The organism is Cobetia sp. D5, assembly GCF_035666195.1.
GTDB classification, from domain to species: Bacteria; Pseudomonadota; Gammaproteobacteria; order Pseudomonadales; family Halomonadaceae; genus Cobetia; species Cobetia amphilecti.
This window is the reverse complement of sequence record NZ_CP142020.1, coordinates 1,955,953-1,980,562: the sequence shown is the minus strand read 5'-3', so window position 1 is coordinate 1,980,562 and position 24,610 is coordinate 1,955,953. Positions and strand designations below refer to the sequence as shown.

Here is a 24,610-nt window from a genome sequence, read left to right as displayed (position 1 = left end):
AATGGTGCGTCGCGGCGCACCACCACCTTCGTCTTATGCGTTTGACGTATACGGCAGCGTTGAATGGCATTGGCCGCCGAGGGGCTGCGCTGGTTACCCTTGTCCACCTAGCCGCCATTCAAGCGCCACAGTGTACTTCAGCCAGGAGTTCCGCCCAAGTGAACCATCTCTCGGAAACCCCCATCGCCGCCAATGCCACCCCGGCAGCTTCCACGCCGGCCGACCTGAGCCATGCCGAGCGTGAGGCACTGGCCAACGGCTTCCGACTTGAAAAGGATCTCCTCGGGCGCGAGCCGGTGCCGGCTGATGCCTACTACGGTGTGCAGACCCAGCGCGCGCTGAACAACTTCCACCTCTCCGGCGTGCCGTTGTCGCACTTCCCGCGTCTCGTCGAAGGGCTCGCGCTGGTCAAGGCCGCCGCCGCCGAAGCCAACCATGCGCTGGGCTATCTCGAGACACGCGAGCACGATGCCATCCAGCACGCCTGTGCGCGTCTGATGAATGGAGATCATCACGATCAGTTCGTGGTCGACATGATCCAGGGCGGCGCCGGCACCTCGACCAACATGAATGCCAACGAAGTGATCGCCAATCTGGGCCTGGAATTCCTCGGCTACGAGAAAGGCGATTACCAACAGCTGCACCCCAACAATCACGTCAACATGGCGCAATCCACCAATGACGCCTACCCGACCGCCATCCGTGTCGGCCTGCTGCGCAGCCACTCGGTACTGGTGGATGCGCTGAGCGAACTGGCCAATGCCTTCGCCAGCAAGGCGCTGGAATTCGATGACGTGGTCAAGATGGGCCGCACCCAGCTGCAGGACGCGGTGCCGATGACGCTGGGCCAGGAATTCCGCGCCTTCGCCAATACTCTGCGCGAAGACGTCGATCGCATCGCCAACCTCAATGAGTTGCTCAAGGAGGTCAATCTGGGCGGAACCGCGATCGGCACCGGCATCAATGCCGACCCGCGCTACAGCGCACTGGCGATCGAGGCGCTGGCGCGTCGTTCCGGGATCGACTTCCGCCCGGCGTCGGACCTGGTCGAGGCCACCAGCGACATGGGTGCCTTCGTGCTCTTCCACGGCATGCTCAAGCGCCTGGCGGTCAAGCTATCCAAGATCTGCAACGACCTGCGCCTGCTGTCCTCAGGCCCGCGCACCGGCTTCAACGAGATCAACCTGCCGCCTCAGCAGCCGGGCAGCTCGATCATGCCGGGCAAGGTCAACCCGGTGATTCCGGAAGCCGTCAATCAGGTCGCCTTCGATGTCATCGGCAACGACACCGCGCTGACCATGGCGGCGGAAGCCGGCCAGCTGCAGCTCAACGTGATGGAGCCGCTGATCGCCTACAAGCTGCTCGACTCCATCCGCCAGCTGAGCCGTGCCATGACCATGCTCAAGAATCGCTGCGTGATCGGCATCACCGCCAACCGTGATCGCTGCGCCGAGCTGGTCAACAATTCCATCGGCCTGATCACCGCGCTCAACCCGTATATCGGCTATGACAACGCCACCCGCATCGCCAAGGAAGCCCTGGTCAGCGGTCGCAGCGTGCTGGAACTGGTACGCGAGGAAGGCCTGCTGGATGAAGCACGCCTGGAGGCACTGCTGTCCCCGCAGGCCATGACGCGCCCGCGTCAGATGAAGGACTGACCCTTCAGCGAGAGTCTGCTCGCTTGCCGCATCAACCTGTTGTCACATGCGACAGCGCCGCACCAGAAAGCCTCTGGTGCGGCGCTGTCGTATCAAAGCAATAAATCAGACGACTTTACCGACTTCGGGCATCACGCTTACTGCTGTGCGCTGGTCTGCGAGATTACATCATCACGATGCGCGGCAAAGTATTTGCGTGCACGCTCGGCTTCTTCCTCGGTGGGTGTATAGGTTGTCCATTCTCCGCCCTTCTCATCACGATAACGCACGACACCCTCGTCATGGTCGATTTCGTAATAAGGGTGGACTTCACGCAGATTGAAGAATGCGGCGGGGGCAAAGAACAGGATATCAAGCGCCAGATAACCACCATTGAACTTCAGCGGCAGAATGCCATACATGGGCATCTTGTTGTCATCCACTACTTCAAACTCGTAATTGCCGAAGCTGGTGGTGGGTAGCGTTTCTTGAACGGTAGACTGATCTCTGGTGACATCTTTCAAGTTGATACGCGCGGTCTCTGACGGGCTGCTGATCGTCGTATGCGCGCTACATCCTGCCAGCAGCGCCAGAACAGCCAGACCACCTGAGGCTTGACGCAATTTCCGGGCGATAGGTCGAGACATGAGTACGTTCCCTGTAGGTTATCGATTTTAATCGATCTGATTATTGAGTTCAGCAAGATCAGCAATGATCACGCGATGTGACACTAACACGAATCACGATAATCACGGTTATATAAATCGACATCACCATGCGACTGCCTTCCAAGGCAAACTCCTTTTCACACCGCACGCGGGTCCCGAGGATAGAAGCGTTCGGGTTGCGCCTCGATATGATCGAAATGCTTGGTGTTCTTGTAGGGCATCTTCATGAAGCCGGAAATTCCCAACCCGGAGATCAGCGGCACGGCATCGAGAATCTCCGCCAGCAGACGCGCGAATTCCTGCTCTCGCGAGGGGTCCAGCAGTCGGTAATAACTGTGAATCTTGAGGTGGTGTGGCAGGGCTTCGAAGATCAGCATGCCGGTGTGGTGGATGGCATTGAGTGACTCCAGTGCCTTCAATATCTCCTCGGGCAGCACCAGCAGTTCTTCAGGGTCCGGGCCGTCCTCGAAGTAGGAGTGCACGCGCGAGTCATCCTCGAGCTCCGGCACCGCACTGACCTCATAGCTCAAGCGAGGTCTGGCCTCCCCGTCTGCCGTCGGCGCGAAGACGAAGGCGGCCTCCGGGTCTTCCCGCTCCAGATGCAGGGTATCGCGGGCATTGAACAGACACGCCTTGAACACGCCCTGGCGATAGATGGCACGCGCCAGAGCGACCATGTTGTTGATCGCGACGACGAAGGCGGCCTTCAAGGCAGGGTCATGCAGGTGCAGCGCAGTATCCACGAAGATGCCTTGCGGCTCCCAGCGAATCGCCAGACCGCCGACGATAGGGTATTTGCCCAGACGACTGACCGCGGCCAGGAAGGCTTTTTCGGTGCCGCCCATGCCTTGCATGAAGTTCTTGTAGTAACGATCCAGCTGGACATCATTGACGGCGTCCAGCGCGTTGCCAGCATGTTCGCCGGTCTCGTCTGCCTCGAAGGCCTCACGCAGGAAGGATTTGCGCGAGGTATAGACGACCGTGTCGATCTCGCGCGTTGCCGGCCTCACCCATACCGGCAGCAGAGACTGTGGCGGCTCGAGAGGCAATTCCGGCATCACCAGCCGCGAGATCCTGCCCATCTCGCGCAGGAAGTAGTCGCCGGCCTGCATGCGCAGCTGCGGGTCATCCGCCAGCATGCCATCGAGCAGACGCGCGAATTCCCGGGGTAACCCCAGCGACACCGCCGGAATGGCGCGCACGCCGAAGCGACACGACTGGCCAGACGCCAGCGCATAGAGTGTGGCGGCCACGCCCTGCTCATCGAAGCGCGGCGAGGACAGCGCACCATTGAGCTGCTCCTCGCCGATGAAATAGACATCGCCCAGACGCGCATTGGTCTGTTGCAGGTTATCCGACATCAGCTGCATCACGTTGGTGGTGATGAACTGCTGATGCTCATCGAGCTGAGCGAATACCGAACTGCCCCAGTCGATCAATGCCACCTGTTCCCGCTCGACATCGAAGACCAGATTCGACGGCTTGATGTCACCATGCACGACTGGTGGCGTGCCTGCCCCTGTCGATGACCCGCGCAGCGACTTGAGAATGTCGGCCAGCTGACTGGCGATCTTGACCACCAGACGCGGCGACATGCGCCCGTGACGCAGCGAATATTCCTCGAGATTGATGCCCGGCGCGCGCTGCATGACCAGAATCGACTGCCGCCGTACCCGCTGATAGCTGACCAGACGCGGAATCAGCGGGTGAGCGACCTGGTCGAGCATGTAGGCCTCTTCCTCCAGGCGGTCCTGCAGTGCCTGGGGCAGGGTCACCCGCGTGAACTTGAAGACATGTTCTTCACGCGTGCGCCGGTCTTCGCCCAGGCGCCAGCCCGCGAACACGAAACCGTAGGCGCCCTTGCCGACCAGATGGATATCCCGGTAGCCAAGCCCCTCGAGCTGGGCGATGCACAGCGCCACCCAGTCCTTGAGCTTCTTGGCATCATGATGCGAGAGCAGATAGATCGACTGCTCTTCCGGGATATAGAACTGTTGCAGACGCTCGTGGGCGCGCGCATCACTCATGCGAGATGCTCTCTAGCTGGGGCCTCTGGAGCAAGCAGCGCCTCATGACAGCGACAGCAGCATTTCGTCAGGGTGCTCGAGATAGTGCTTCCACAGATTGCTGAAGCGCGCGATGGTCCCGCCATCGATGATGCGATGATCCCCCGCCCAGGTGATGGTCATGATGTCACGCGCACAGACATTGCCCTCGCCATCGAAGCGCGGTAGACGCTGAGTGCGCCCCAGCGCGACGATGGCGACCTCCGGCTGGTTGATGATCGGCGCGGCGTAGGTGCCGCCCAGAGCCCCGATATTGGAGATCGTCAAGGTGCCGCCCTTGAGGTCCGCCTGGGCAACGCGCCCGCTGCGTGCAGCCTCGGTCAGCCGCCCGACCTCACGCGCGATCTCGAGAATGCTCAGACGTTCGACGCCCTTCACGTTCGGCACCATCAGCCCGCTGGCACTGTCCACCGCCATTCCGATGTTGCAGGCGCCCTGATAGAGAATCTCGCTCTCATCCTCACTGAGGCGCGCATTGAGAATCGGCTCCTCGATGACCGCCAGCGCCATGGCCTTCATGATGAACGGCATCAGGGTCAGGCGAATGCCCTGCTGCTCGGCGCGTACCTTGAGACGGGCCCGCAACGCCAGCAGGTCGGTGATATCGAGCTCATCGCCGTAATGGAAATGCGGGATCTGCGTGCTGGCCTGCACCATGCGCCTGGCCATTACCGCCGCGACACCCTTGAGCGGTACCGCTTTTGACTCAAGGCGTGACGATCGCACCTCGTCACTGGCCACGTCACTGGCCACAGCACACGCTTCGGCAGGTGCCTTGCCGGACTCGGCGGCCTCGCCGACCTTGTGAGCATCATCAGGTGTCACGTCAGCCTTGTGAGCCTCGGATTGCTTGAGATATGCCAGCACATCTTCCTTCAGCACCCGGCCGTTACGCCCCGAGCCTGCAATGGCCTCGATATCGAGCTGATGCTCGCGCAATAGGCGGCGCACGGCTGGGGTCGCGGGTATGCGAGGCGGGGTCTCCCCGCGGCTCCCGACTTGCCCACTCTTGTCGTCGCCCTCCTGGCGATGCTCCGCCAGGCGCTCTGGCTGAGCCTGCTTGCGTTCAGGCGTGGTGACTTCACTCTCAGTGCTCTCAGCGCTTTCAGCCTCTGCCTCCTCATCAGGCACATAGGCATACAGCGGCGTATGCACTCGGGCATTCTCGCCCTGGGCGTAATGGAAGCGCACGATACGCCCGGGCTCCGAGGCGGTGATCTCGACCAGCGCCTTGTCGGTCATCACATCCACGATCGTCTGGTCTTCTTCCACCGTGTCGCCTTCCGCGACGTGCCAGGTGACCACCTCACATTCGACGATGCCTTCACCGATATCCGGCAGAATGAAATCACGCGAGCGCCGCTCAAGGGCCGCGGCTGTCGGTGTGGCAGCTGCCTCATTGCTGCCTGACAGCGCGACATCCGACAGACTGCTGGTCACCTGGCTGACGGCTGACTGAGTCTGTGCCGTCGAGCGAGCAGGCGCTGCAACCGTCATGACATCGCCGGCGTGGTCATCCTCACGCTCGCCGTGTCCGGTCTTGTCACTATTACTGTCACTGCCATCATCAACCGCAAATAGCGGCGCATGGACTCGGGCAATCTCGCCTTCCTGACAGTAAAGCTTGACCACGGTACCGGCGTGGGGCGCAGGGATTTCCACCAACGCCTTGTCTGTCATGACCTCGGCCACCGGCTGATCTTCCTCGATCACGTCGCCTTCCTTGATCAACCACTTGACCAGCTCGCACTCGACGATGCCTTCGCCGATATCGGGCAGGATGAAATCATTCATGGCGCGCATCACTCCCTGTCATCAGTAATTCAAGCTTTGCTTGATGGCCTCGTAGATCTTGAGCTCGTCCGGCAGATGCTCCTTCTCGAGCACCAGCGGGAACGGCGTATCAAGGCCAGTGACGCGTCGAATCGGCGCCTCGAGATACAAAAAGCAACGCTCCTGCACGGTGGCGGCAATCTCGCTGGCAAAGCCTCCCGTCAGCGGCGCTTCATGACTGACCACCAGACGTCCCGTCTTGAGCACCGAGTCACACACCGTCTCGATGTCCCAGGGCAGAATGCTGCGCAGGTCGATTATCTCGCAGTCGATGCCATCCTGCTCGGCGAGCGCGGCGGCCTTCTCGATGACCTCCATCTGAGCGCCCCAGCCGAGCAGCGTGATATCGCGGCCTTCACGAATGACGTCGGCCACGCCCAGGGGCAGTTCGTAATCGGCTTCTGGCACCTCGCCCACCGAGGCTCGATAGAGCCGCTTGGGCTCCATGAACAGCACCGGATTGGGGTCGCGAATCGCCGCCAGCAGAAGCCCCTTGGCCTGGTGGGGATTGCGTGGCATCACGATCTTGAGGCCCGGTGTATGCGCGAAATAGGCCTCAGGCGACTGGGAGTGATAGAGCCCGCCTGCGATGCCGCCACCATAGGGCGTGCGAATCGTCAGGCCACCGACATCGAACAGATCACCGGAGCGATAGCGGAACTTGGCCGCCTCGTTCACGATCTGGTCAAAGGCGGGGAAGATGTAGTCGGCGAACTGGATCTCGGCCACCGGCGTCGAACCCTGTGCCGCCAGCCCGTTGGCGAACCCGATGATGCCCTGTTCGGTGAGTGGCGTATTGAAGCAGCGCTCTCGACCGTATTTGTCCTGCAGGTGGCTGGTAGCCCGGAAGACGCCGCCGAACACCCCGACATCCTCCCCGAACAGCACTACACGGGGATTGGCGGCCATGGCGATGTCCAGTGCATTGTTGATCGCCTGCAGCATGTTCATCTGTTTCTTGCCCGAGGCCGAGGCTGCTGCATCCTTGCTGCCTGTCGCGGCAGACGCTCCTGCCGAAGCTGAATCCGCCGCAACTGAGTCGCTTGCAGCTGAGTCTGTCACTGGTGTTTTCTCCAACGGCTGTTCACTCATCTGCTCGCTCATGATGTCTGGCCTCCATCTACCGGCTGATGGCTCTGCATGCGCTGCTGACGTTCCTGATACGCCTTGCGACTGTCTTCCAGCTCCTGCGCAGTGAATCCCATGCTGGCGGCGCCCTTGGGATAGGCATGCGGATACTTGCGAATATGCTGTTTCACGTCTTCTAGCTGCTGTGTGAGCAACGGGGTCGGCGTGTCGTAGACATCACTGATCAGCGTGTCCAGCGCCGGCGGCGCCAGTTTCTCGGCGCGCTTCATGGACTCAAGCACTTCGCGACGCAATTGATCGCCAGTGGTCTTTTCCTCCTCCTCGCTCCACCAGCCTTGCGCCTCCAGCCAGTTGCGCATGCGCAGAATGGGGTCCTTGTCGCGCCAGATGGCCTCCTCCTTCTTGCTGCGATACCCGGAGGGATCATCCGAAGAGGAATGCGCCGCCAGACGGTAGGTCATCGCCTCGATCAATACCGGCTGATTGGTCTCGACCGCGATCTTGCGCGCCGCCAGGGTGGCTTCGTAGACGGCGATCACGTCATTTCCATCCACCCGAATGCTCTGCATGTGATAGCCGAAGGCACGTGGCGCGATGCCATCGGCGGCGAATTGCTCGCATGACGGGGTGGAAATGGCATAGCCATTGTTGCGACACAGGAAGATACACGGTACCCGATGCACGGAGGCCATGTTGAGAGCGGCATGGAAATCCCCCTCGGACGCCGCCCCTTCACCGAAGATGGTAATGGTGCACTGCCCCTTACCCGCCAGCTTCTGGCCGTAGGCATAGCCGGTCGCCTGGGGAATCTGGGTCGCCAGCGGCGAGGAGATGGTCATGTAGTGCAGATCACGCGACCCATAGTGGATTGGCATCTGACGGCCCTTGCCGTAGTCGCGCTCGTTGCCGAACATCTGGTTCATGAATTCGTCACAGCTGAAGCCACGCCAGGCAAGCGCACCCTGCTCACGGTATTGCGCCATGATCATGTCATCGTCCTGAAGCGCCGCCGCACTGCCAATCACCGTGGCTTCCTCGCCGGTGCATTGCATGTAGAAGCTCAAGCGCCCCTGGCGCTGGGCGGCCAACATGCGTTCATCCAGCACCCGGGTGAACAGCATCGTCCGGTAGATCTTGAGCGCCGTGTCGCGCTCGATAGGTAAACTGACCTGCGACTGATCTCCCTGTGAGACATTTCCCTGCCCCTGTGACGCATTGACGGGGTAAAGGGTGCCGTCCTGACGCAGGCGCTTGAAGATCGGGATGCAGAGCTCATCGCCGGTCATGAAGGCCAGGTGATGCAGAACCGTCGGCCCCTGCGGCGCGATCTGATCTGCCGTCGGCATGTCGGTCAGGTCATTGAGCTCTGGCTGTGAGCCATCGGGCGGCGCGGTCCTCGGGGATACGGGTCCACGTGTTGTTGTATCGGACATGCTCAGCGTCCTCTCTTACCGATCAGGCGTTTGAGGGAATACCCAGCCCTCGTGAGGCCGGGCAGGCAATGGCGTACCTTCAGGAATGTCGAACCGGAAGCTGTCGATTCGGCGTTGAAAACAGTGCCTACCATCAGACTAGTGGAAAGTCGCTCTGGCGGCCTAAGAGTTAACGTTAACGTCAAGGTAACGCAAAGACAGACGATATGCCTGCCTGATAACTACTTCTTTGGTGGAACCTTTTGCGGCATAAGCTCATGCGCGTTCGGCATGGAAAGCTGAATTCGCGTGAAAGGACGCTTTTTTGCGACTAAAGGTGCAGAGGGTGAGTGCAGGCTGACTGTTAATCTTCCCGCACCAAAAAAGTGCTTAATGCAGTGCGCAATCGTGACAAGGCATCGAGACGACAGACTCGGGCGCGCCCTGAGCATCATCAGCGATGATCATCGCTAGACACCTAAGGACAGTTTTATGAGTGATTCCTCCAGCCCTAACCTGTGGCGCCGTTTGCCGTTGTGGCAGAAGATCCTGGGCGGCCTCGCCCTGGGGATACTCGCTGGCGCCCTGATGGGAGAAAGCGCCAGCATGTTCAAGCCGCTGGGCGATATCTTCATCAATGCGATCAAGATGCTGATCGTGCCGCTGGTCTTCAGCACCCTGGTGGTCGGTATCACCTCGATGCGTGACCCGCAGAAGATGGGCCGCATCGGCGGCAAGACCATCGCCCTCTACCTGCTGACGACCGCCTTCGCGATCGCCATCGGCATGCTGGCCTCCAGCATCTTCCAGCCAGGTGCCGGCTTCGAGTTCAACTTCGACAAGGCGATGGAAACCAAGGACGCGCCTTCGCTGGTGCAGATTCTGGTCGACCTGGTGCCGAGCAACCCGATCGATGCGCTGGCCAATGGCAACATCATGCAGATCATCGTCTTCGCCATCGGGATCGGCATCTCGCTGATCATGATCGGCGACAAGGGCGAGCCGGTCGTGCGCGTCTTCGATAGTTTCGCCGAAGTGATGTACAAGCTGACCGAATTCGTGATGGCCTTCGCGCCGTTCGGTGTCTTCGGCCTGATGGCGCATGTCTCCGGCAACTACGGCCTTGATGTACTGCTGCCGTTGGCCAAGGTGATCGGCGTGGCGTATCTGGCGAGCATCGTGCACGTACTGGTGGTCTACTCCGGCCTGCTGGCGACACTGGGCAAGCTGAATCCGGTGCGCTATCTGCGTGGTATCGTCGATGCGCTGGTCGTGGCCTTCTCCTCGGCCTCCAGCTCCGGCACCCTGCCGATCTCCATCCGCTGCGCCCAGAAGAACCTCGGCGTCTCGGAAGGTGTCTCCGGTTTCGTGCTGCCGGTCGGCGCGACCATCAACATGGATGGCACCGCCATCTACCAGGGCGTGGTGGCACTGTTCATCGCCCAGATGACCGGCATCGAGCTGTCGATGATGGATTACGGCATGATCGTGCTGACTGGTACGCTGGCCTCCATCGGTACCGCCGGTGTGCCGGGCGCCGGTCTGATCATGCTTTCCATCGTGCTGAGTCAGGTAGGCCTGCCGCTGGAAGCCATCGCGGTGATCGCCGGCATCGACCGTATCCTCGACATGGCGCGTACCACCGTGAATGTCGCGGGCGACCTGATGGTCACCACCCTGGTCGGCAAGTCCGAGAACGAGCTGGACCTCGAGGTCTACAACGCGACCCAGCAGAAGAAAGACGCCTGACAGTAGGCGCACTCACAAGCGCCCACTCTTGAAACACGAACGCCCTGCTCATTGAGCGGGGCGTTCGTGTTTCAAGGACCGTATTTCAGGGCTGTGTTGACGGTCTGCGTTTACGGTTCATTTCTTCGAACCGTCTTAAGGCTGTCACCCAGGGAGAAATCAAAGCCAAGGTCAGGCAGATTCCGGCGGCGAGTCGCGCAGCTCACGTCTGAGCACCTTGCCGACGTTTGTCTTGGGTAGCTCGTCAATGAAGACCACCTGACGCGGCACCTTGTAGCTGGCCAGTTCCTTGCGCGACCAGTCTCGCAGCGCGTCCGTCTCGAGCTCTGCGCCGTCCTTGAGCACGACATACAGCTTGATCGCCTCACCACTGCGCTCATCCACCACCGAGACAGCGGCAGCCTCAAGCACGTCCGGGTGACGCACGATGACGTCCTCGACCTCATTGGGATACACGTTGAAGCCGGAGACGATGATCATGTCCTTCTTGCGATCGACGATGCGCATATAGCCATCGTCCTGGAAGACCGCGATATCACCGGTGCGCAGGAAGCCATCGGCAGTGAAGCTGTCTTTCGTTGCCTGCTCACGCTGCCAGTAGCCCTTCATCACCTGCGGCCCCTTCACGCACAGCTCGCCCGGCTCCCCCATCGCAACCAGCGCACCCTCATCGTCATACAGGCGCACCTCGGTGGAGGGCATGGGCCGACCGATGGTGCCGAGCTGAATGGCATCCAGCGGGTTGAACGACACGATCGGTGAGGTCTCGGTCATGCCGTAGCCCTCGGAGATATCACTGCCGGTGATCCGCTTCCACTCTTCTGCCGCCTTGCGCGTCAGCGCCACGCCCCCCGAGGTCGTGATCTTGAGTTTCGAGAAGTCCAGTGCCTGGAAACCGGGATTGTTGCACAGCGCCACGAACAGCGTATTGAGACCGACGAACATCGTGAAGTCGTGCTTTTGCAGCGTCTTGACGAAGCCCGGGATATCGCGCGGATTGGGAATCAATAGGGTGTGATTGCCTTCACTGAGCATGCAGGCCAGATGAATGGTGAAGGCGTAGATGTGATAGAGCGGTAGCGGCGCCACCAGCGTCTCATGGCCGGGATTCAAGCCCTGCGTGAGAGCCATCTTGCCTTGCAGCATGTTGGCGAGCAGGTTGCGGTGAGTCAGCATCGCGCCCTTGGCGACCCCGGTGGTGCCGCCGGTGTACTGCAGCACAGCGACATCATCGAGTGCCAGTGTCGGCCGCTCCCAGCGCTCGGCCTTGCCCTGCGAGATGGCCGTGCGCAGCGGGATGGCATCGGGCAGGTGATAGCTCGGCACCAGTTTCTTGACGTGCTTGACCACGGTGTTGATCAAGAGCCGCTTGAAGGCCGGGTGCATGTCGCCCAATTCACAGACCAGCACGTACTCGAGGCCAGTGCGCTCCCGCACGCGTTCGACCTTGTCCGCCATGTTGGCCAGCACCACCAACGCTCGTGCGCCGGAATCATTGAACTGATGCTCCATCTCACGTTCGGTATACAGCGGGTTGGTATTCACCAGCACCAGGCCTGCACGCAGCACGGCGAAGGCCACCACCGGAAACATCAGCGTATTGGGCAGCTGGATGGCGACCCGATCGCCCGGCTTGAGGTCGGTCTCATGCTGGAACCAGTCCGCCAGCTGACGACTGGTGGCATCCAGCTCCGCAAACGTCATGGTGCGGTCCATGCAGGTAAAGGCAGGACGCTCGCCATGCGCCGAGCAGGCCTTCTCCAGCATGTCCATCAGGGAGTCGTAGCCGCTGAAATCCACCTCCCGGGAAGACCGCAGGCACGACATGCCACTCATGTCGCCTGCCGTTGGCTGTGCTCCTGACGCGTCGGACGAGGCATCTGCCACGCGGGAAGGTTCTGTAGTGGGATCGGGAGTGGACTTGCCTGACTCATCGGGTCGAGCCGCTAGGGGATCATGCATGGCGTTGCTCCTTGATCAGTACGTGGGGCACTCGGCGTCACTGCCCCCGCTACCTTGTTGTTGTAGACGTCGTTGCAAGACGTCGTCGCGAGACTACGTCGTAAGGCATCGTGGTGAGTTGCGTGGTGAGGCGCGGCTAGGGCTCCGTCGGGTGGGTGTCAGCCTGTGGGCTCTTCACTGTCGACAGCATAGCCGCAAACCCATGCTGCGCGCCGTTGGCGGAATCGATGGACCTTCCAGCATTGGAACATACGTACGTTTGATATTGCCTTGCGACCTTGGTGACATGCGCAGGCCTGCTCTGGAGCAGGAAACAGCCCTGAGCCCAAGCAGGAAAACAGCCCTGAGCCCATAAAGGTAAACAGCCCTGGTATAAAAGCCGGAAAATCGCTGACGTGGATGAACGAGACCTCACCTTCTCACCCGACAGCGAGAAACAACGAGGCCCCTGCCCAGGGGCAGAGGCCTCATGTCTTGCACACCAGACGCATACATCTGGCAAACGGCAACTCAAGAGAGGTCGCGGACCTCGTTCTCGATCATCTTGCGGATATGCTCTTCGTTCTCGATCATCGATTCTCCGTCCTCGCGCAGCGATTTCAACAACCCGATCATCATGGCGATCAATACGAAGGTGAACGGCAAGGCGCCGGCGATCGAGGCGGCCTGCAGGGACTTGAGCGCCTGATCCCCCCCCAGCAACAGCAGGATCAAGGTCACGGCGCCCAGCATCATGCCCCAGATGATGCGTTGCTGAACCGGAGGACGACGACCGAAGGCCAACAGGCGTCCCAGTACCAGGGTGCCGGAATCCGCAGACGTGACGAAGAAGATGATCACCACGACCAGCGCCGCCACCTTGGCTACGGTTGCGGCGATGCCGGGTGTGAGCACCTCGAATGAGTGGTAGAGGGTTCCGGCATAATCCCAGTTGGTGACCGCAGCCGTGTAGATGCCCATGTCGGCCCCGTACAGGGACTGGTAGATGCCCGCCGAGCCGATGACCCCGAACCAGACCAGCGCCACGATGGAGGGGATCACCATCACCCCGAGAATGAATTCACGGATGGTCCGGCCACGCGAGATACGGGCAATGAACATGCCGACGAAACCGGCCCAGGCGATCCACCAGCCCCAGTAGAAGATGGTCCATCCGCCCTGCCACACTCGCTCGTCCGGCGTGCGCGCCGTCCACAGTGTCATCGAGACCGCATCGGTGAGGTAATCCCCGAGCGCGGTGATGGAGCTCGGGATCAGATAGTTGGCATCGCTTACCAGCAGGAAGTAGGCCAGGATGCCCAGACATACCCAGGTATTGAAGGTGGAAAGCAGTTTGATGCCACGTGCCACGCCGCTGGTCGCTGACAGAGTGGCGATGGCACTGATCAGCACGATGGAGACCACGGTCACCATGCGCGACTTCTCTTCGATGAGACCCAGCGACATCAGGCCGGAGCCGATCTGCTCGACGCCCAGGCCGAGCGTGGTGGCGATGCCGAAGATGGTGCCGAATACGGTCAGGATATCGACGGTATGTCCGATGGGCCCGTAGATCCGGTTGCCGATCAGCGGATAGAGGGCCGAGCGCATCGAGAGCGGCAGCCCCTTGCGGAAGGCGAAATAGGCCAGTGACAGCCCGACGATGGCATACATGGCCCAGGCAATCGTCCCCCAGTGGAAGACGGTGAGCTTGATGCCACCGGCCGCCGCTTCCGCGACCCGGCTGTCAGGCACCGGGAAGCCTTCGTCCCCCGGCATGAGCCCACTTGCCAGGGCTGCCTGCTTGGCCTCGAAGAAGGCAGCGACAGCCGCCTTGATGTCAGCGCTCAGAAACGGATTGCCCCCGCTCCAGTCACTCGCGAAATGGATCATGGGCTCGGACATCGAGAAGAACAACATGCCCGCGCCGGTGCCGCAGCCGAACAGCATCGAGAACCAGGCAAAGTTGCTGAACTCGGGGCGTTCATCGTCACGCCCCAGCCGAATCTTGCCGACACGCGAACACATCACGTAAAGACAGACCACGAAGGTCGAGAACATGACCAGCACGTAGTACCAGCCCAGGGTGCTCTCTATCCAGGACTTGATGCCCAGAAATTGATCGCTGGCCGTCTTGCCCAACAGAATCGCATAGAGAATGAAGAACACGGTCATGGTGATTGCGGTGATACCGAGCGTCGAGTTGAGTCCTTTCAGGACACCTCGCTGCTCGATCAGTGCATCCAGTTCCTTTCCTTTCAGCATGTTTCTACCTCGTGACGGGTTTTTATTATCGTTTTCCATGACACCGGTATCGTTGTTCATCACAGAGGATACCGGGGCTCAGAGAACCTCAGGCGTCATGGAGACATTGCGGGCAGATCGCGTTCACCTTCGGTCAGTCATGGGCGAGAACCCTGGCAGGAGACACCACCACGGCATGTCATCTGGTCCCCGCCGGTATACGACTTTGTGGGAAGAATCCATGCTAGAGGGCCCCCGCTTGCGAGACAAATAAGATCTCGACGTCGTCTGGATAAGCAGAGCTAATGCCTGAGCTGAGAAAACGAGACTTCAGGTCGCGGCGTCTCTCGACAGATGCACTTTCCATTCCACCTAGACCGGCCTGTCTTATCCAGACAGACAAAAGCCCCTGCGGATCTCTCCGCAAGGGCTTTCGTGTCATGACGACGCGTGAAGCGTCACTGACTGCCCGCTCGGATCATTGACCGACGGACTGGCTCAGACGCAGCTGGTGCAGGTAGTGCATATGACGCTCGTACTGCTCGAGCAGATCATTGATGACCTGGTCCTTGCTGTAGCCCATCAGGTCATAGGACTGACCGCCTTCCTTGAGGAAGACCTCGGCACGACAGTAGTCCTCTTCATCCCCCTCGTCTTCCTGATCCAGATTGAGGTCCGGACGCAGGTGAGAGCGAATGCGCACGCCGTAGATGAAGTCATCTTCCTCACCATGGCGTGCATTGAAGTAGACGCGATCACGGCTGATGGTGACGTCGACTTCCAGTCCCTGGCTACGCAGCTCTTCGGCCAGCTCCTGCATGCCTTCCGCGACAGTGCCGCGCAGGAAGCCACGTACCATGGCGCGCGTCGGGAAGCTCATCAGGTGCTGGGCACGCTTGCGCCAGTTGCCCTTCTCGCCCATCGGCGTCGCGGCTGCGGTGTTCACCGACAGCGAGCGGCGCTTGACGGACTCGAGATTGAGCTGACGCAGCAAGCCGAAGATCGCGGCCAGCAGAATCATGCCGAACGGCAAGGCGGTGGCGATGGTGGCGGTCTGCAGCGCCCCCAGCCCACCGGCCAGCATCAGCACGATGGCCAAAAGACCCACCGCGAAGGCCCAGTAGATACGCTGCCAGATCGGGGTGTCTTCACGACCACCGGAGGCCAGCATGTCGACCACCATCGAGCCGGAATCCGCCGAGGTGACGAAGAACACGATGACCATCACCAACGCGATCACCGAGGTGATGGACGACAGCGGCAGCTGCTCGAGGAAGGTGAACAGGGCCAGCGAATAGTTGTCGTTGACGGTATCGACCAGCGCCGTGACGTTCTGCTCCAGAATCATCGAGATGGCGGTGTTGCCGAAGATGGTCATCCACAGCAGGGTGAAACCGGCCGGCACGAACAGCACGCCGATCACGAATTCCCGGATGGTACGGCCACGCGAGACACGCGCGATGAACATGCCGACGAACGGAGACCAGGACATCCACCAACCCCAGTACAGCAGCGTCCAGCCACCGATCCAGTCATTGGGTTCGTAGGCGTAGAGCTCGAAGGTCTTGCCGACGATATCCGCCATGTAGAAGCCGGAATTCTGGACGAACGCCTTGAGCAGGAAGGCCGTCGGGCCGAGCAGCAGCACGAACAGCAACAGCACCACGGCGAGGCCGAGGTTGATCTCGGACAGGATGCGAATGCCCTTGTCCAGGCCGGTCACGACCGAGATGGTGGCAAGGCCGGTGATCACGACGATGATCGCAACCTGGGTCCAGTCATTGTTCGGCATGCCGGTCAGGTGCGAGAGTCCGGCATTGACCTGTGCCACGCCGTAGCCCAGCGTGGTGGCGACACCACAGACGGTGCCGACGATGGCGAAGATGTCCACCGCGTGGCCGATGGGGCCGTAGATGCGCTTGCCGATCAGAGGATACAAGGCACTGCGCAGCGTCAACGGCAGGTCATGGCGATAGCTGAAGTAGGCCAGGATCAACGCGACGATGGCGTAGATCGACCAGGCATGCAGCCCCCAGTGGAAGAAGGTCAGCTTCATCGCTTCACGCGCGGTCTCGACCTGCTCCGGGGTGCCCGTCGGCGGATTCAGGAAGTGCATCACCGGCTCGGCCACGCCGAAGAACATCAGACCGATGCCCATGCCCGCCGAGAACAGCATCGCGAACCAGGTGACGTTGCTGTAGTCCGGCAGTGAGTGGTCCGGCCCCAGGCGAATCTCGCCATGGCGTGAGAATCCGACATACACCACCGAGATCAGCACGATGGCCACGCACAGGATGTAGAACCAGCTCACGGTGTTGGTGATCCAATGCTGGACCGACTCGAACACGGACATGGCCGTGTCCGAGAACACCGCGGTAAAGATCACCAATAACAGGATGATGGCATTCGCGCCGAAGAAGACCGGCGGGTTGACCTTGGCAAACAAGCCGGTGCGCGGCTCGGCATTGGCATCTTCGCCACCGCCCGCTGCAGGGGTATTGCGCATGGAGATTTCCTTGTGAGTGACCGGGAGAGACGCCGTGAGCTGTCTCGGCGCCCTGCTGGCAAACAACACTATAATGAAAAAACATGATTAGATTGCGCGCGAATAATATCACCTGATGCCTACATGACCAATGTCTTGTCCAACTACCGTCCAACTTCTCGGCGCACACATGGCGCAGGATGCCATTTGTTTTCTTGATGCTTGCACGCTGGCACCTAACGTCATCGGCACACTCAAATGCCATGCTGGTCACACAGGAGTAAACGCATGAGTCGCAATCGCCATTCCGGCAAGGGCCCCCTGCGCGCGCTCGCGCTGTCTCTCGTCCTGTTGAGTGCCCTGCCGACCGCGTCCGCCATGGCGGGCCCGGGGCATGGGCGCTTCGATGGGCCGGGCTACATAGGCCCCGACATCGTGATCGGGCATGGTGAGCCCGATCGGCTGGTTCGCTGGGCACCGGGTGGCCCGGGGCACGGTCATGGCCTGCCCGCAGGGGCGCGCGGTGTCTGGGTGGGCGCTACGCTGTATTTCCTGGCGGCAGGCACCTATTACCTGTGGGAAGAGAGCCAGCAGCAGTACCTGCCCGTCCAGGCCCCCGCTCAGGCGACACTCACGGCCGCGGCGGTCGATGTCATCGCCTACCCCACCAAGGGCCAGAGCGAAGACCAGCAAGCGCGTGATCGCTATGAGTGCCATCGCTGGGCCAATCAGCAGAGTGGCGCCGAAGCCAATTCCGCGGCGCCGCCCGTGACCGCCAGCAACGCAGACACTTATCGCCGCGCGCTGAGTGCCTGCTTCACCGGTCGCGGTTATAGCGTGCAATAGTCTGCTTGAGCCATGAGCATGAAAAAGCCCCGCCAGCTCGCGATGATCGCGGCCTGGCGGGGCTTTCTTGTGTCTGTCTGCTTGTTACGGGTTCGCCTGCTTGCGGGATTTGCTGCTCGTGGCGATCAGCCGCGCCGCTTCTGGTGCCGTTCGCGGTTGTTGTCACGCGCCGCGTGGGATTTGCGCAACATCACCAGCGTTGCCCCCAGCCCACCATGGCGCGGCGTGGCACTGCTCCAGGCCTGCACCTCGGGCATCTGCTCCAGCCAGTGCACCAGGTAGGCACGAATCAAGGCGGCATGCGATTCGCTGTCACGTCCCTTGCCATGAATCACCAGTAGGCAACGCAACTCGCTGCGCCAGGCGTCCTGGATGAAGCGATGCACCTCACGCCGACACTCGATGAGCGGACGACGCATCAGATTGAGCTGCGCCTCGGGTGGGTAGCCGCCCTGGCGCAAGCGCACCAGCACACCGGTCTGGATGCCATCGCGGCGAAACTCGACCGGGTCATGCGGCGAGAGATGCTCCACGTAGCTGTCGGACAGCCCGTCCAGCTCGTTGCCCAGGGTCTTCTGCGCGTCTTCACGCCGTGCCAGCTGAGCCTCGCTGGGGCCCTTGCGGGCCGTGGTGACATCGGCGCGGTCCTTGCCGCGCGTCAGGGGAGCAACGCCTTGCATCTCACGACTGAACAGATCATCCGCCTCGGCACTGCTCAACTCACGGGCATGCGCCGACGACATCATTGCAGGGGAAAAACGTGACATGGCACCCTCCAGTCTTCACCAGGACGTGTCAATTACGTGGAGCGCGCAGCCAAGGTCGACAAATGACGACGCCCCGAGACAGAGCATGCCTCGGGGCGTCGGTTCAGCTCAAGTCGCTGACGTGATTTCTTGCGTCATCACGCCTCAAGGGCGGATCAATGCCCGGTCTTGAGCTGCTCCCAGTACTTCTGATAGATCGACAGCGCATCGCCGACATCGGTCTGGAATTCGCCGCGGGCGAGATCCTGCTGAGTCGGGAAGACCACCGGGTTGTCACGCACTTCCGGGTCCATCATGTTCTTGGCCGCCAGGCTCGGCGTGGTGTAACCCACGTACTCGCTGATTTCCTTGCTGACTTCCGGGCTGATCAGGTAATCGATGAACTGATAGGCCGCATCGACGTGACGCGCATTGGACGGAATCGCCATGGTGTCCATCCACAGGATGATGCCTTCCTTGGGATAGACATACTCGACCGGCACGCCTTCCTGGTTGGCCTGATAGACCTCTCCGTTCCAGATCAGGCCGGCATCGACCTCGCCCTGCATGAAGGGCACGCGCGCCGCATCGGAGTTGAAGGCACGCACGTTGGGCATCAGCTGGGTCAGCTTCTCGTAGGCCGCCTTGATCTCGTCCGGGTCCGTGGTGTTGCCACTGAAGCCGAGGCTTGCCAGTGCGACATGGAAGACTTCGCGCATGTCGTTGGAGAGCAGCAGCTTGTCACGATACTTGTCATTCCACAGATCGTTCCAGCTGGTCAGTGCGCCCTCTTCGACATAGTCCGGGTTGTAACCGATACCGGCGCTGCCCCACATGTAAGGCACGCTGTACTGGTTGCCCTTGTCGAAGTCACGATCGACCAGATTCGGGTCGAGGTCCTCGAAATGGTCGAGCTTGCTAACATCCAGCTTCTGCAGCAGACCCTCACGTGCCATCTTGTCGATGTAATAGGTCGACGGGAAGACGAGGTCGTAGCTGTTGTCGCTGTCCAGCAGCCTGAGCTTGGCGTACATCGCTTCGTTGGAATCGAAGGTGGAGTAGACGACATCGATGCCGGTCTGCTCTTCGAAGCGCTCGATGACCTCATCGGGCATGTACTCGGTCCAGTTGTAGACGTAGAGGACCTTGTCGCTGTCATCCACGGCCAGAACGGGAGCGGATGTGGCCACGGAAGCCAGGCTGACGGCAGCCATCAGGCCAGCGGCGCGCAGCGGGAAACGGGTACCTTGCATGTTATTTTTTCTCCTTGAGCAACAACTGTGAAATCAACAGCAGACAGAGCGACAGCCCCAACAGCAGGGTTGCCAATGCATTCACTTCAGGTTTGAGCCCCAGTCGCACCATCGAGTAGATGCGCAGCGGCAGCACCTCGAAGGTCGGCCCGGTAACGAAGGTCGAGATCACCACATCATCCAGCGACAGGGTGAAGCTCAGCAGCCAGCCGGAAGCGATCGCCGGCATCAGCGCCGGTACCAGCACGTGCCAGACGGCGCGGGCTTCACTGGCACCAAGATCACGCGCCGCTTCCAGCAACTGCGGGTTGATGCCCGTCAGGCGGGAATAGACGGTGATCACCACGAACGGCAGACAGAAGGTGGCGTGCGAGACCAGCAGCGAGAAATAGCCCAGCTGGATACCCAACGCAATGAACAGCGCCAGGAAGGCGATCGCCATCACGATGTCCGGCATCATCATCACCGTGAACAGCATGCCATTGAGCAGCGGCTTGCCGCGGAAGCGATAGCGATAAAGCGCGGTGGCCGTCAGCGTGCCGATCAGGGTCGCCAGCGTCGCCGCCGTCACCCCGAGCCACAGCGTATTGAGCGCAGCCTCCATCAGATTGCCATTGCCCAGCAGCTTGTCGTACCAGCGCAGGCTGAAGCCGCCCCACACAAAGGGGTTGCGTGAATCATTGAACGAGATGCCGATCAACACCAGGATCGGCACATACAACAGCGTGAAGATCAGCGTCAGATAAAAGCGGCTGAACCAACGCAGCGCGGCGCTCGCCTTCATAGGGTCACCTCACGCTTGAAGAGCTTGACGCTGCGGTAATAGGCCAGCAGCAGGAACGCCATCACCAGCGTCAGCATCACGCTGATCGCCGCGCCGAAGGTCCAGTTGTTGGCCTCTAGGAACTGGCCCTTGATGATGTTGCCGATCAGCGGATGGCGCGAACCGCCCAGCAGGTCTGAGACATAGAACATGCCCATCGCCGGCAGGAACACCAGCAGCACGCCCGCGATGATGCCCGGCATGGTCAGCGGCAGCACGATATGGCGAAAGGTGGCCAGGCTATTGGCGCCAAGGTCGCGGGCCGCCTCCAGCGTCGGGCGGCTCAGCTGCTCGAAGACGGCATACAGCGGCAGGATCATGAACGGCAGCAGCATGTAGACCAGCCCCACGATCACCGCCTCCTCGGTATACAGCAGCCGCAGCGGCGCATCGATCAGGCCGAGATTCATCAGCACGTCGTTGAGCAGCCCGCGCGTCGCGATCAGCGTGCGCAGGGCATAGATGCGGATCAGCGAGTTGGTCCAGAACGGAATGATCACCAACAGCAGCAGCAAGGGCTGCAGGCGCGGGCTGGCCCGCGAGATCATCCACGCGAAGGGATAGCCGAGCAGCAGACAGATCAGCGTCGTGATCAGGCCGATCCACAGCGAATGGCCGAAGACACTCAGGTACACCGGACTGATCATCTGGCCATAGTTGGTCAGAAAGCCCTGCCACAGCGTGCTCAGCGACAGCTCACCGCCCAGCAGCTGGCCGGTGTTTTCTGGCATCAGACTGACCAGCACCACCAGCAGCGTCGGGGCCAGCACCAGGAGGATCAGCCAGCCCCAGATGATGGTCAGGGTGGCGGTCTTGAAGGGATTGCGCACCAGACTCATGCACCCGCCCCCGTCACGGCCGGCTCATCATCGGGCAGGATGATCTCCCAGTCCGGTACCCAGCTGACGCGCACGCGCTCGCCGAGGCGGTAATCGAAGTCAGGGTCATCCTCGTCGAAGAACTCGCTGGCCAACAACTGCTGACCGCTGTCCAGCTCCAGCACCGTGTCCAGGGTCATGCCCTTGTAGTTGCGCTCGATGACACGCGCAGGGAAACCTTCGCTGTCCTCGGCGCCCTTGAGTCGCATGTCTTCCGGGCGCAGCAACACCTGCACCGCCTCTCCGCCCTGATAGGTGCGGCCATGGCTGCTGAGTTCCAGCGTCTGATCGAGCAGCATGATCTCGATGCGCCCGGCCGTAGCCGCGGGGCGCACGACCTGCGCCGCCAGCTGGTTGATCTCACCGACGAAGCGCGCCACGAACAGCGTGCTCGGCGATTCATAGACCTCACGCGGCGTGCCGATCTGCTCGATGCCGCCCTCGCGCATCACCACCACGCGATCGGACATCGACAGCGCCTCTTCCTGATCGTGGGTGACGAACACGAAGGTGATGCCCAGGCGACGCTGCAGACGCTTGAGCTCGTTCTGCATCTGCTTGCGCAGCTTGTAATCCAGCGCCGACAGCGGCTCATCCAGCAGCAGGACGCGGGGGCGCTTGACCACGGCTCGGGCAATCGCGACGCGCTGCTGCTGCCCGCCGGAGAGCTGGTCCGGGCGGCGGTCCGACAGATGGGCCAGTTGCACCATCTCGAGCGCTTCGCGCACCCGCTCATGAATCTCGGCCTTGGCGACCTTTTCCATGCGCAGCCCGAAGGCCACGTTGTCGTAGAGATTCATATGCGGAAACAGCGCATAGCTCTGGAAGACGGTATTGACCGGACGCTGATGAGCGGGACGCTCATGCAAGACCGTCGACTCGAGCGTGATGGTGCCGACATCCGGCGATTCGAAGCCGGCGATCATTCTCAGCACGGTGGTCTTGCCGCAACCGGATGGGCCCAGCAGCGTGACGAACTCACCATCGTTCAAATCCAGGTCAAGACTGTCCAACACCTTGCGATTACCAAAGGTCTTGGCAATGCCACGCAGCTTGACCAGCGGGGTCTTCTCAGGAGCAGAGCTTTTCATCGGCGGGTTGTCACCTCCAGCGGGCACCGCGAACAGCGCCCTCATGCATGTCAGGCGTGCCAGGGACTGGCACGCCACATCGTCAATTCCATCGTGCCTGGCCACCGGCTGACTGCCAGCTATCGCCGCTCGCTTTGGCGCTGGCGCACAGGTCGCGCAAAGATCACATCAGACAGCGGGAAGGCGCCGTCGCCAGTCTGGCATGCCAACCTTTCACTTGCGTGTCTGCCTAGCGAGCCGCCGCCAGCTGACCTGCCTCACTCATGCCTCGACCACGCCTCACCCTTACCTCGCTCATCCCTCAGTCAGGCTTTCCAGCGTGCGAGCCGAATTGCGGCAAGGCAGGCAAGCGCTTCAGGTTGATGTGCGAGAGACAAAGGAAAAGGCCCGAACAGGTGTCGGGCCTTTTCATTGGCGTTATCGCTTTCGATATCGGGGCATCGGCATCCGCCTCAACCCCCGTCGGGATGAGCAGACGGCACAGGGTGCGCATTCTGCCCATTCGGCTTCAGGCTGTCACCTTGCAATCGCGTTCCAATGCCGCTCAGGAAGTCGCAAGCTGCGGATCTTGCGGGTCTTTTTCTTCTTGAGTCATGGCCTCATCACCCACCTCACCGACACTAGGCAGCACCTCGACCAGACCGCAGGTCATGCGCTCCTTCTCGGCGGCACGTGCACACGCCAGCGCCTCACGCAGGGGTTCCAGGCGCGGATGCGGCGCTTCGCCCGCCTCGCCGGCCGGCAGTTCCCACGGTAAGGCGTGCGCCATCTCCCACAGCGAGTATTGACTGAGATCACGCCCGAGCACCCATTGGCCATCCTGGGTCTGGCTGGCGATGTTCTCGGCGATCAGCGGCTTGAGCACACGGCGATAACGACTGCCCAGCACTTCCGTGAGGCGATCATCGGACAGCGGCTCACCGCGCTCATGGGCATCCTTGAGCAGCATCACGGCGCCGAGGGTCTGCCAGAACGGCGGCCAGCGATGCCAGTCAGCATTGGAGCGCTCGCCCATCCAGGCCGCGACTTCCGCCCCCAGCAGCACGATGCACCAGGACAGGAACACCCACAGCAGGAAGAGCGGCACGGCCGCGAAGGCGCCGTAAATGGCCTGATAGGACGGGAAATGCGTCACGTAGAGCGAGAAGCCCGCCTTGGCCAGCTCCAGCGCCAGCGCCGTGGTCAGCGCGCCGACAGCGGCGTCACGCAGGCGAACCTTGCAGTTGGGCACCGCGGCATAGATGAAGGTGAAGGCCGCAGCGCTCAACAGCGGCGGCAACAGACGCAGCAACAGGGCCTTGCCGCCCAGCATCTCGGCGGCCGAGTCGAAGAAGGACAGCGAGGTCAGAAAGGACGACAGCAAAAAGCCCGAGCCCAGCATCAGCGGCCCCAGCGTCAGGACGGCCCAGTACATCAGAAAGCTCGACAGTCCCTTGCGCCCTTCCGGCACCTGCCAGATGGCATTGAAGGCGCCTTCGATGGTGATCATCATCATCACCGAGGTCACGAACAGGAAGATCAGACCCACCGAGGTCAGATTGCGCGCCTGACCGGAGAATTCGTTGAGATATTCGAGCACCGTGGCGCCGGTCGAGGGCAGAAACTGGGAGAACACCGTGGTCTGCAGTTGGTCGCCCACGCCGTCGAAACTCGGAATGACGGCGAACATCGCATAGATGACCGTCATCAAAGGCACGATGGCGAACAGCGTCGTATAGGTCAGTGCCGACGCGGTCTTCTTGCCGTCGTGATAGTTGAAACGTGATACCAGCTTGAGGATGACGCCGATGGCGGGCATGACCCGCGAGATCCCTGGCAGTTGTGGCATTCTTGTGCGCCCCTCTACAAT

General features: G+C 61.1%; 17 protein-coding genes and 1 pseudogene. 3 read left to right on the top strand and 15 right to left on the bottom strand.

Translation table 11 applies throughout. The annotated features are described in order from the left end of the window. Positions 1-248 precede the first annotated feature (248 nt). Complete coding sequence (locus U0O11_RS08275; RefSeq protein WP_235507031.1) at positions 249-1,658, top strand: aspartate ammonia-lyase; 1,410 nt, start codon at positions 249-251, stop codon at positions 1,656-1,658. Between the two features lie 137 nt (positions 1,659-1,795). Here U0O11_RS08275 and U0O11_RS08270 read toward each other — a convergent pair whose 3' ends face one another. The 6 genes and pseudogenes from U0O11_RS08270 to U0O11_RS08250 all read right to left on the bottom strand — a co-directional run bounded on the left by U0O11_RS08270 (position 1,796) and on the right by U0O11_RS08250 (position 8,639). After that, positions 1,796-2,284, bottom strand: a complete 489-nt coding sequence (locus U0O11_RS08270; RefSeq protein WP_215824402.1) for a hypothetical protein — start codon at positions 2,282-2,284, stop codon at positions 1,796-1,798. A gap of 158 nt (positions 2,285-2,442) precedes the next feature. Further along, positions 2,443-4,332 carry a protein kinase domain-containing protein gene (locus tag U0O11_RS08265; protein ID WP_215824401.1) on the bottom strand — a complete coding sequence of 630 codons (1,890 nt, stop codon included), beginning with the start codon at positions 4,330-4,332 and terminating at the stop codon, positions 2,443-2,445. 42 nt (positions 4,333-4,374) lie between these two features. Beyond that, complete coding sequence (locus tag U0O11_RS08260) at positions 4,375-5,715, bottom strand: 2-oxo acid dehydrogenase subunit E2 (protein WP_442872650.1); 1,341 nt, start codon at positions 5,713-5,715, stop codon at positions 4,375-4,377. Between the two features lie 291 nt (positions 5,716-6,006). Continuing rightward, positions 6,007-6,165, bottom strand: a pseudogene (locus U0O11_RS17640) (biotin/lipoyl-containing protein); the annotation flags it as partial. Positions 6,166-6,186: 21 nt separating this feature from the next. Next, positions 6,187-7,155: an alpha-ketoacid dehydrogenase subunit beta gene (locus U0O11_RS08255; RefSeq protein WP_043333588.1), complete on the bottom strand. Its 969-nt coding sequence runs from the start codon at positions 7,153-7,155 to the stop codon at positions 6,187-6,189. Positions 7,156-7,304: 149 nt separating this feature from the next. After that, a complete protein-coding gene (locus tag U0O11_RS08250; RefSeq protein ID WP_442872649.1) occupies positions 7,305-8,639 on the bottom strand; it encodes a thiamine pyrophosphate-dependent dehydrogenase E1 component subunit alpha in 1,335 nt (444 codons plus the stop codon). A 558-nt stretch (positions 8,640-9,197) separates the two neighbouring features. On the opposite strand from U0O11_RS08250, the gene U0O11_RS08245 reads away from it, so the two are divergent. Continuing rightward, complete coding sequence (locus U0O11_RS08245; protein WP_324692435.1) at positions 9,198-10,454, top strand: dicarboxylate/amino acid:cation symporter; 1,257 nt, start codon at positions 9,198-9,200, stop codon at positions 10,452-10,454. A gap of 171 nt (positions 10,455-10,625) precedes the next feature. Here the strand turns inward: U0O11_RS08245 and U0O11_RS08240 are convergent, their stop codons facing one another. The 3 genes from U0O11_RS08240 to U0O11_RS08230 form a co-directional block, all read right to left on the bottom strand. After that, positions 10,626-12,290 (bottom strand): AMP-binding protein, encoded by a 1,665-nt coding sequence (locus U0O11_RS08240; RefSeq protein WP_442872648.1) that lies wholly within the window; start codon positions 12,288-12,290, stop codon positions 10,626-10,628. 636 nt (positions 12,291-12,926) lie between these two features. Continuing rightward, the gene (locus U0O11_RS08235) at positions 12,927-14,660 is read right to left on the bottom strand and encodes a BCCT family transporter (protein ID WP_324692433.1); all 1,734 of its coding nucleotides are present in this window, start codon (positions 14,658-14,660) and stop codon (positions 12,927-12,929) included. A gap of 457 nt (positions 14,661-15,117) precedes the next feature. Further along, on the bottom strand, positions 15,118-17,145 hold the full coding sequence (locus U0O11_RS08230) for a BCCT family transporter (RefSeq protein WP_324692432.1): 2,028 nt from the start codon (positions 17,143-17,145) through the stop codon (positions 15,118-15,120). Positions 17,146-17,412: 267 nt separating this feature from the next. Here U0O11_RS08230 and U0O11_RS08225 point away from each other — a divergent pair, with 267 nt between their 5' ends. After that, positions 17,413-17,970 (top strand): hypothetical protein, encoded by a 558-nt coding sequence (locus tag U0O11_RS08225; RefSeq protein WP_324692431.1) that lies wholly within the window; start codon positions 17,413-17,415, stop codon positions 17,968-17,970. 125 nt (positions 17,971-18,095) lie between these two features. Here the strand turns inward: U0O11_RS08225 and smrA are convergent, their stop codons facing one another. The 6 genes from smrA to U0O11_RS08195 all read right to left on the bottom strand — a co-directional run bounded on the left by smrA (position 18,096) and on the right by U0O11_RS08195 (position 24,589). After that, positions 18,096-18,737: a DNA endonuclease SmrA gene (gene smrA / locus U0O11_RS08220; RefSeq protein WP_324692430.1), complete on the bottom strand. Its 642-nt coding sequence runs from the start codon at positions 18,735-18,737 to the stop codon at positions 18,096-18,098. A 155-nt stretch (positions 18,738-18,892) separates the two neighbouring features. Continuing rightward, positions 18,893-19,969 (bottom strand): ABC transporter substrate-binding protein, encoded by a 1,077-nt coding sequence (locus U0O11_RS08215; RefSeq protein WP_324692429.1) that lies wholly within the window; start codon positions 19,967-19,969, stop codon positions 18,893-18,895. A 1-nt stretch (position 19,970) separates the two neighbouring features. Next, a complete protein-coding gene (gene potC / locus U0O11_RS08210; RefSeq protein ID WP_324692428.1) occupies positions 19,971-20,753 on the bottom strand; it encodes a spermidine/putrescine ABC transporter permease PotC in 783 nt (260 codons plus the stop codon). Next, positions 20,750-21,631, bottom strand: coding sequence for a spermidine/putrescine ABC transporter permease PotB (gene potB, locus U0O11_RS08205; protein WP_324692427.1), 882 nt, complete (start codon positions 21,629-21,631; stop codon positions 20,750-20,752). The genes potC and potB overlap by 4 nt, the downstream gene beginning before the upstream one ends. Continuing rightward, the gene (gene potA / locus U0O11_RS08200; RefSeq protein ID WP_324692426.1) at positions 21,628-22,761 is read right to left on the bottom strand and encodes a spermidine/putrescine ABC transporter ATP-binding protein PotA; all 1,134 of its coding nucleotides are present in this window, start codon (positions 22,759-22,761) and stop codon (positions 21,628-21,630) included. Before potA ends, potB begins: the two co-directional genes overlap by 4 nt. A gap of 544 nt (positions 22,762-23,305) precedes the next feature. After that, the gene (locus U0O11_RS08195) at positions 23,306-24,589 is read right to left on the bottom strand and encodes a YihY family inner membrane protein (protein ID WP_324692425.1); all 1,284 of its coding nucleotides are present in this window, start codon (positions 24,587-24,589) and stop codon (positions 23,306-23,308) included. Positions 24,590-24,610: the final 21 nt, after the last annotated feature.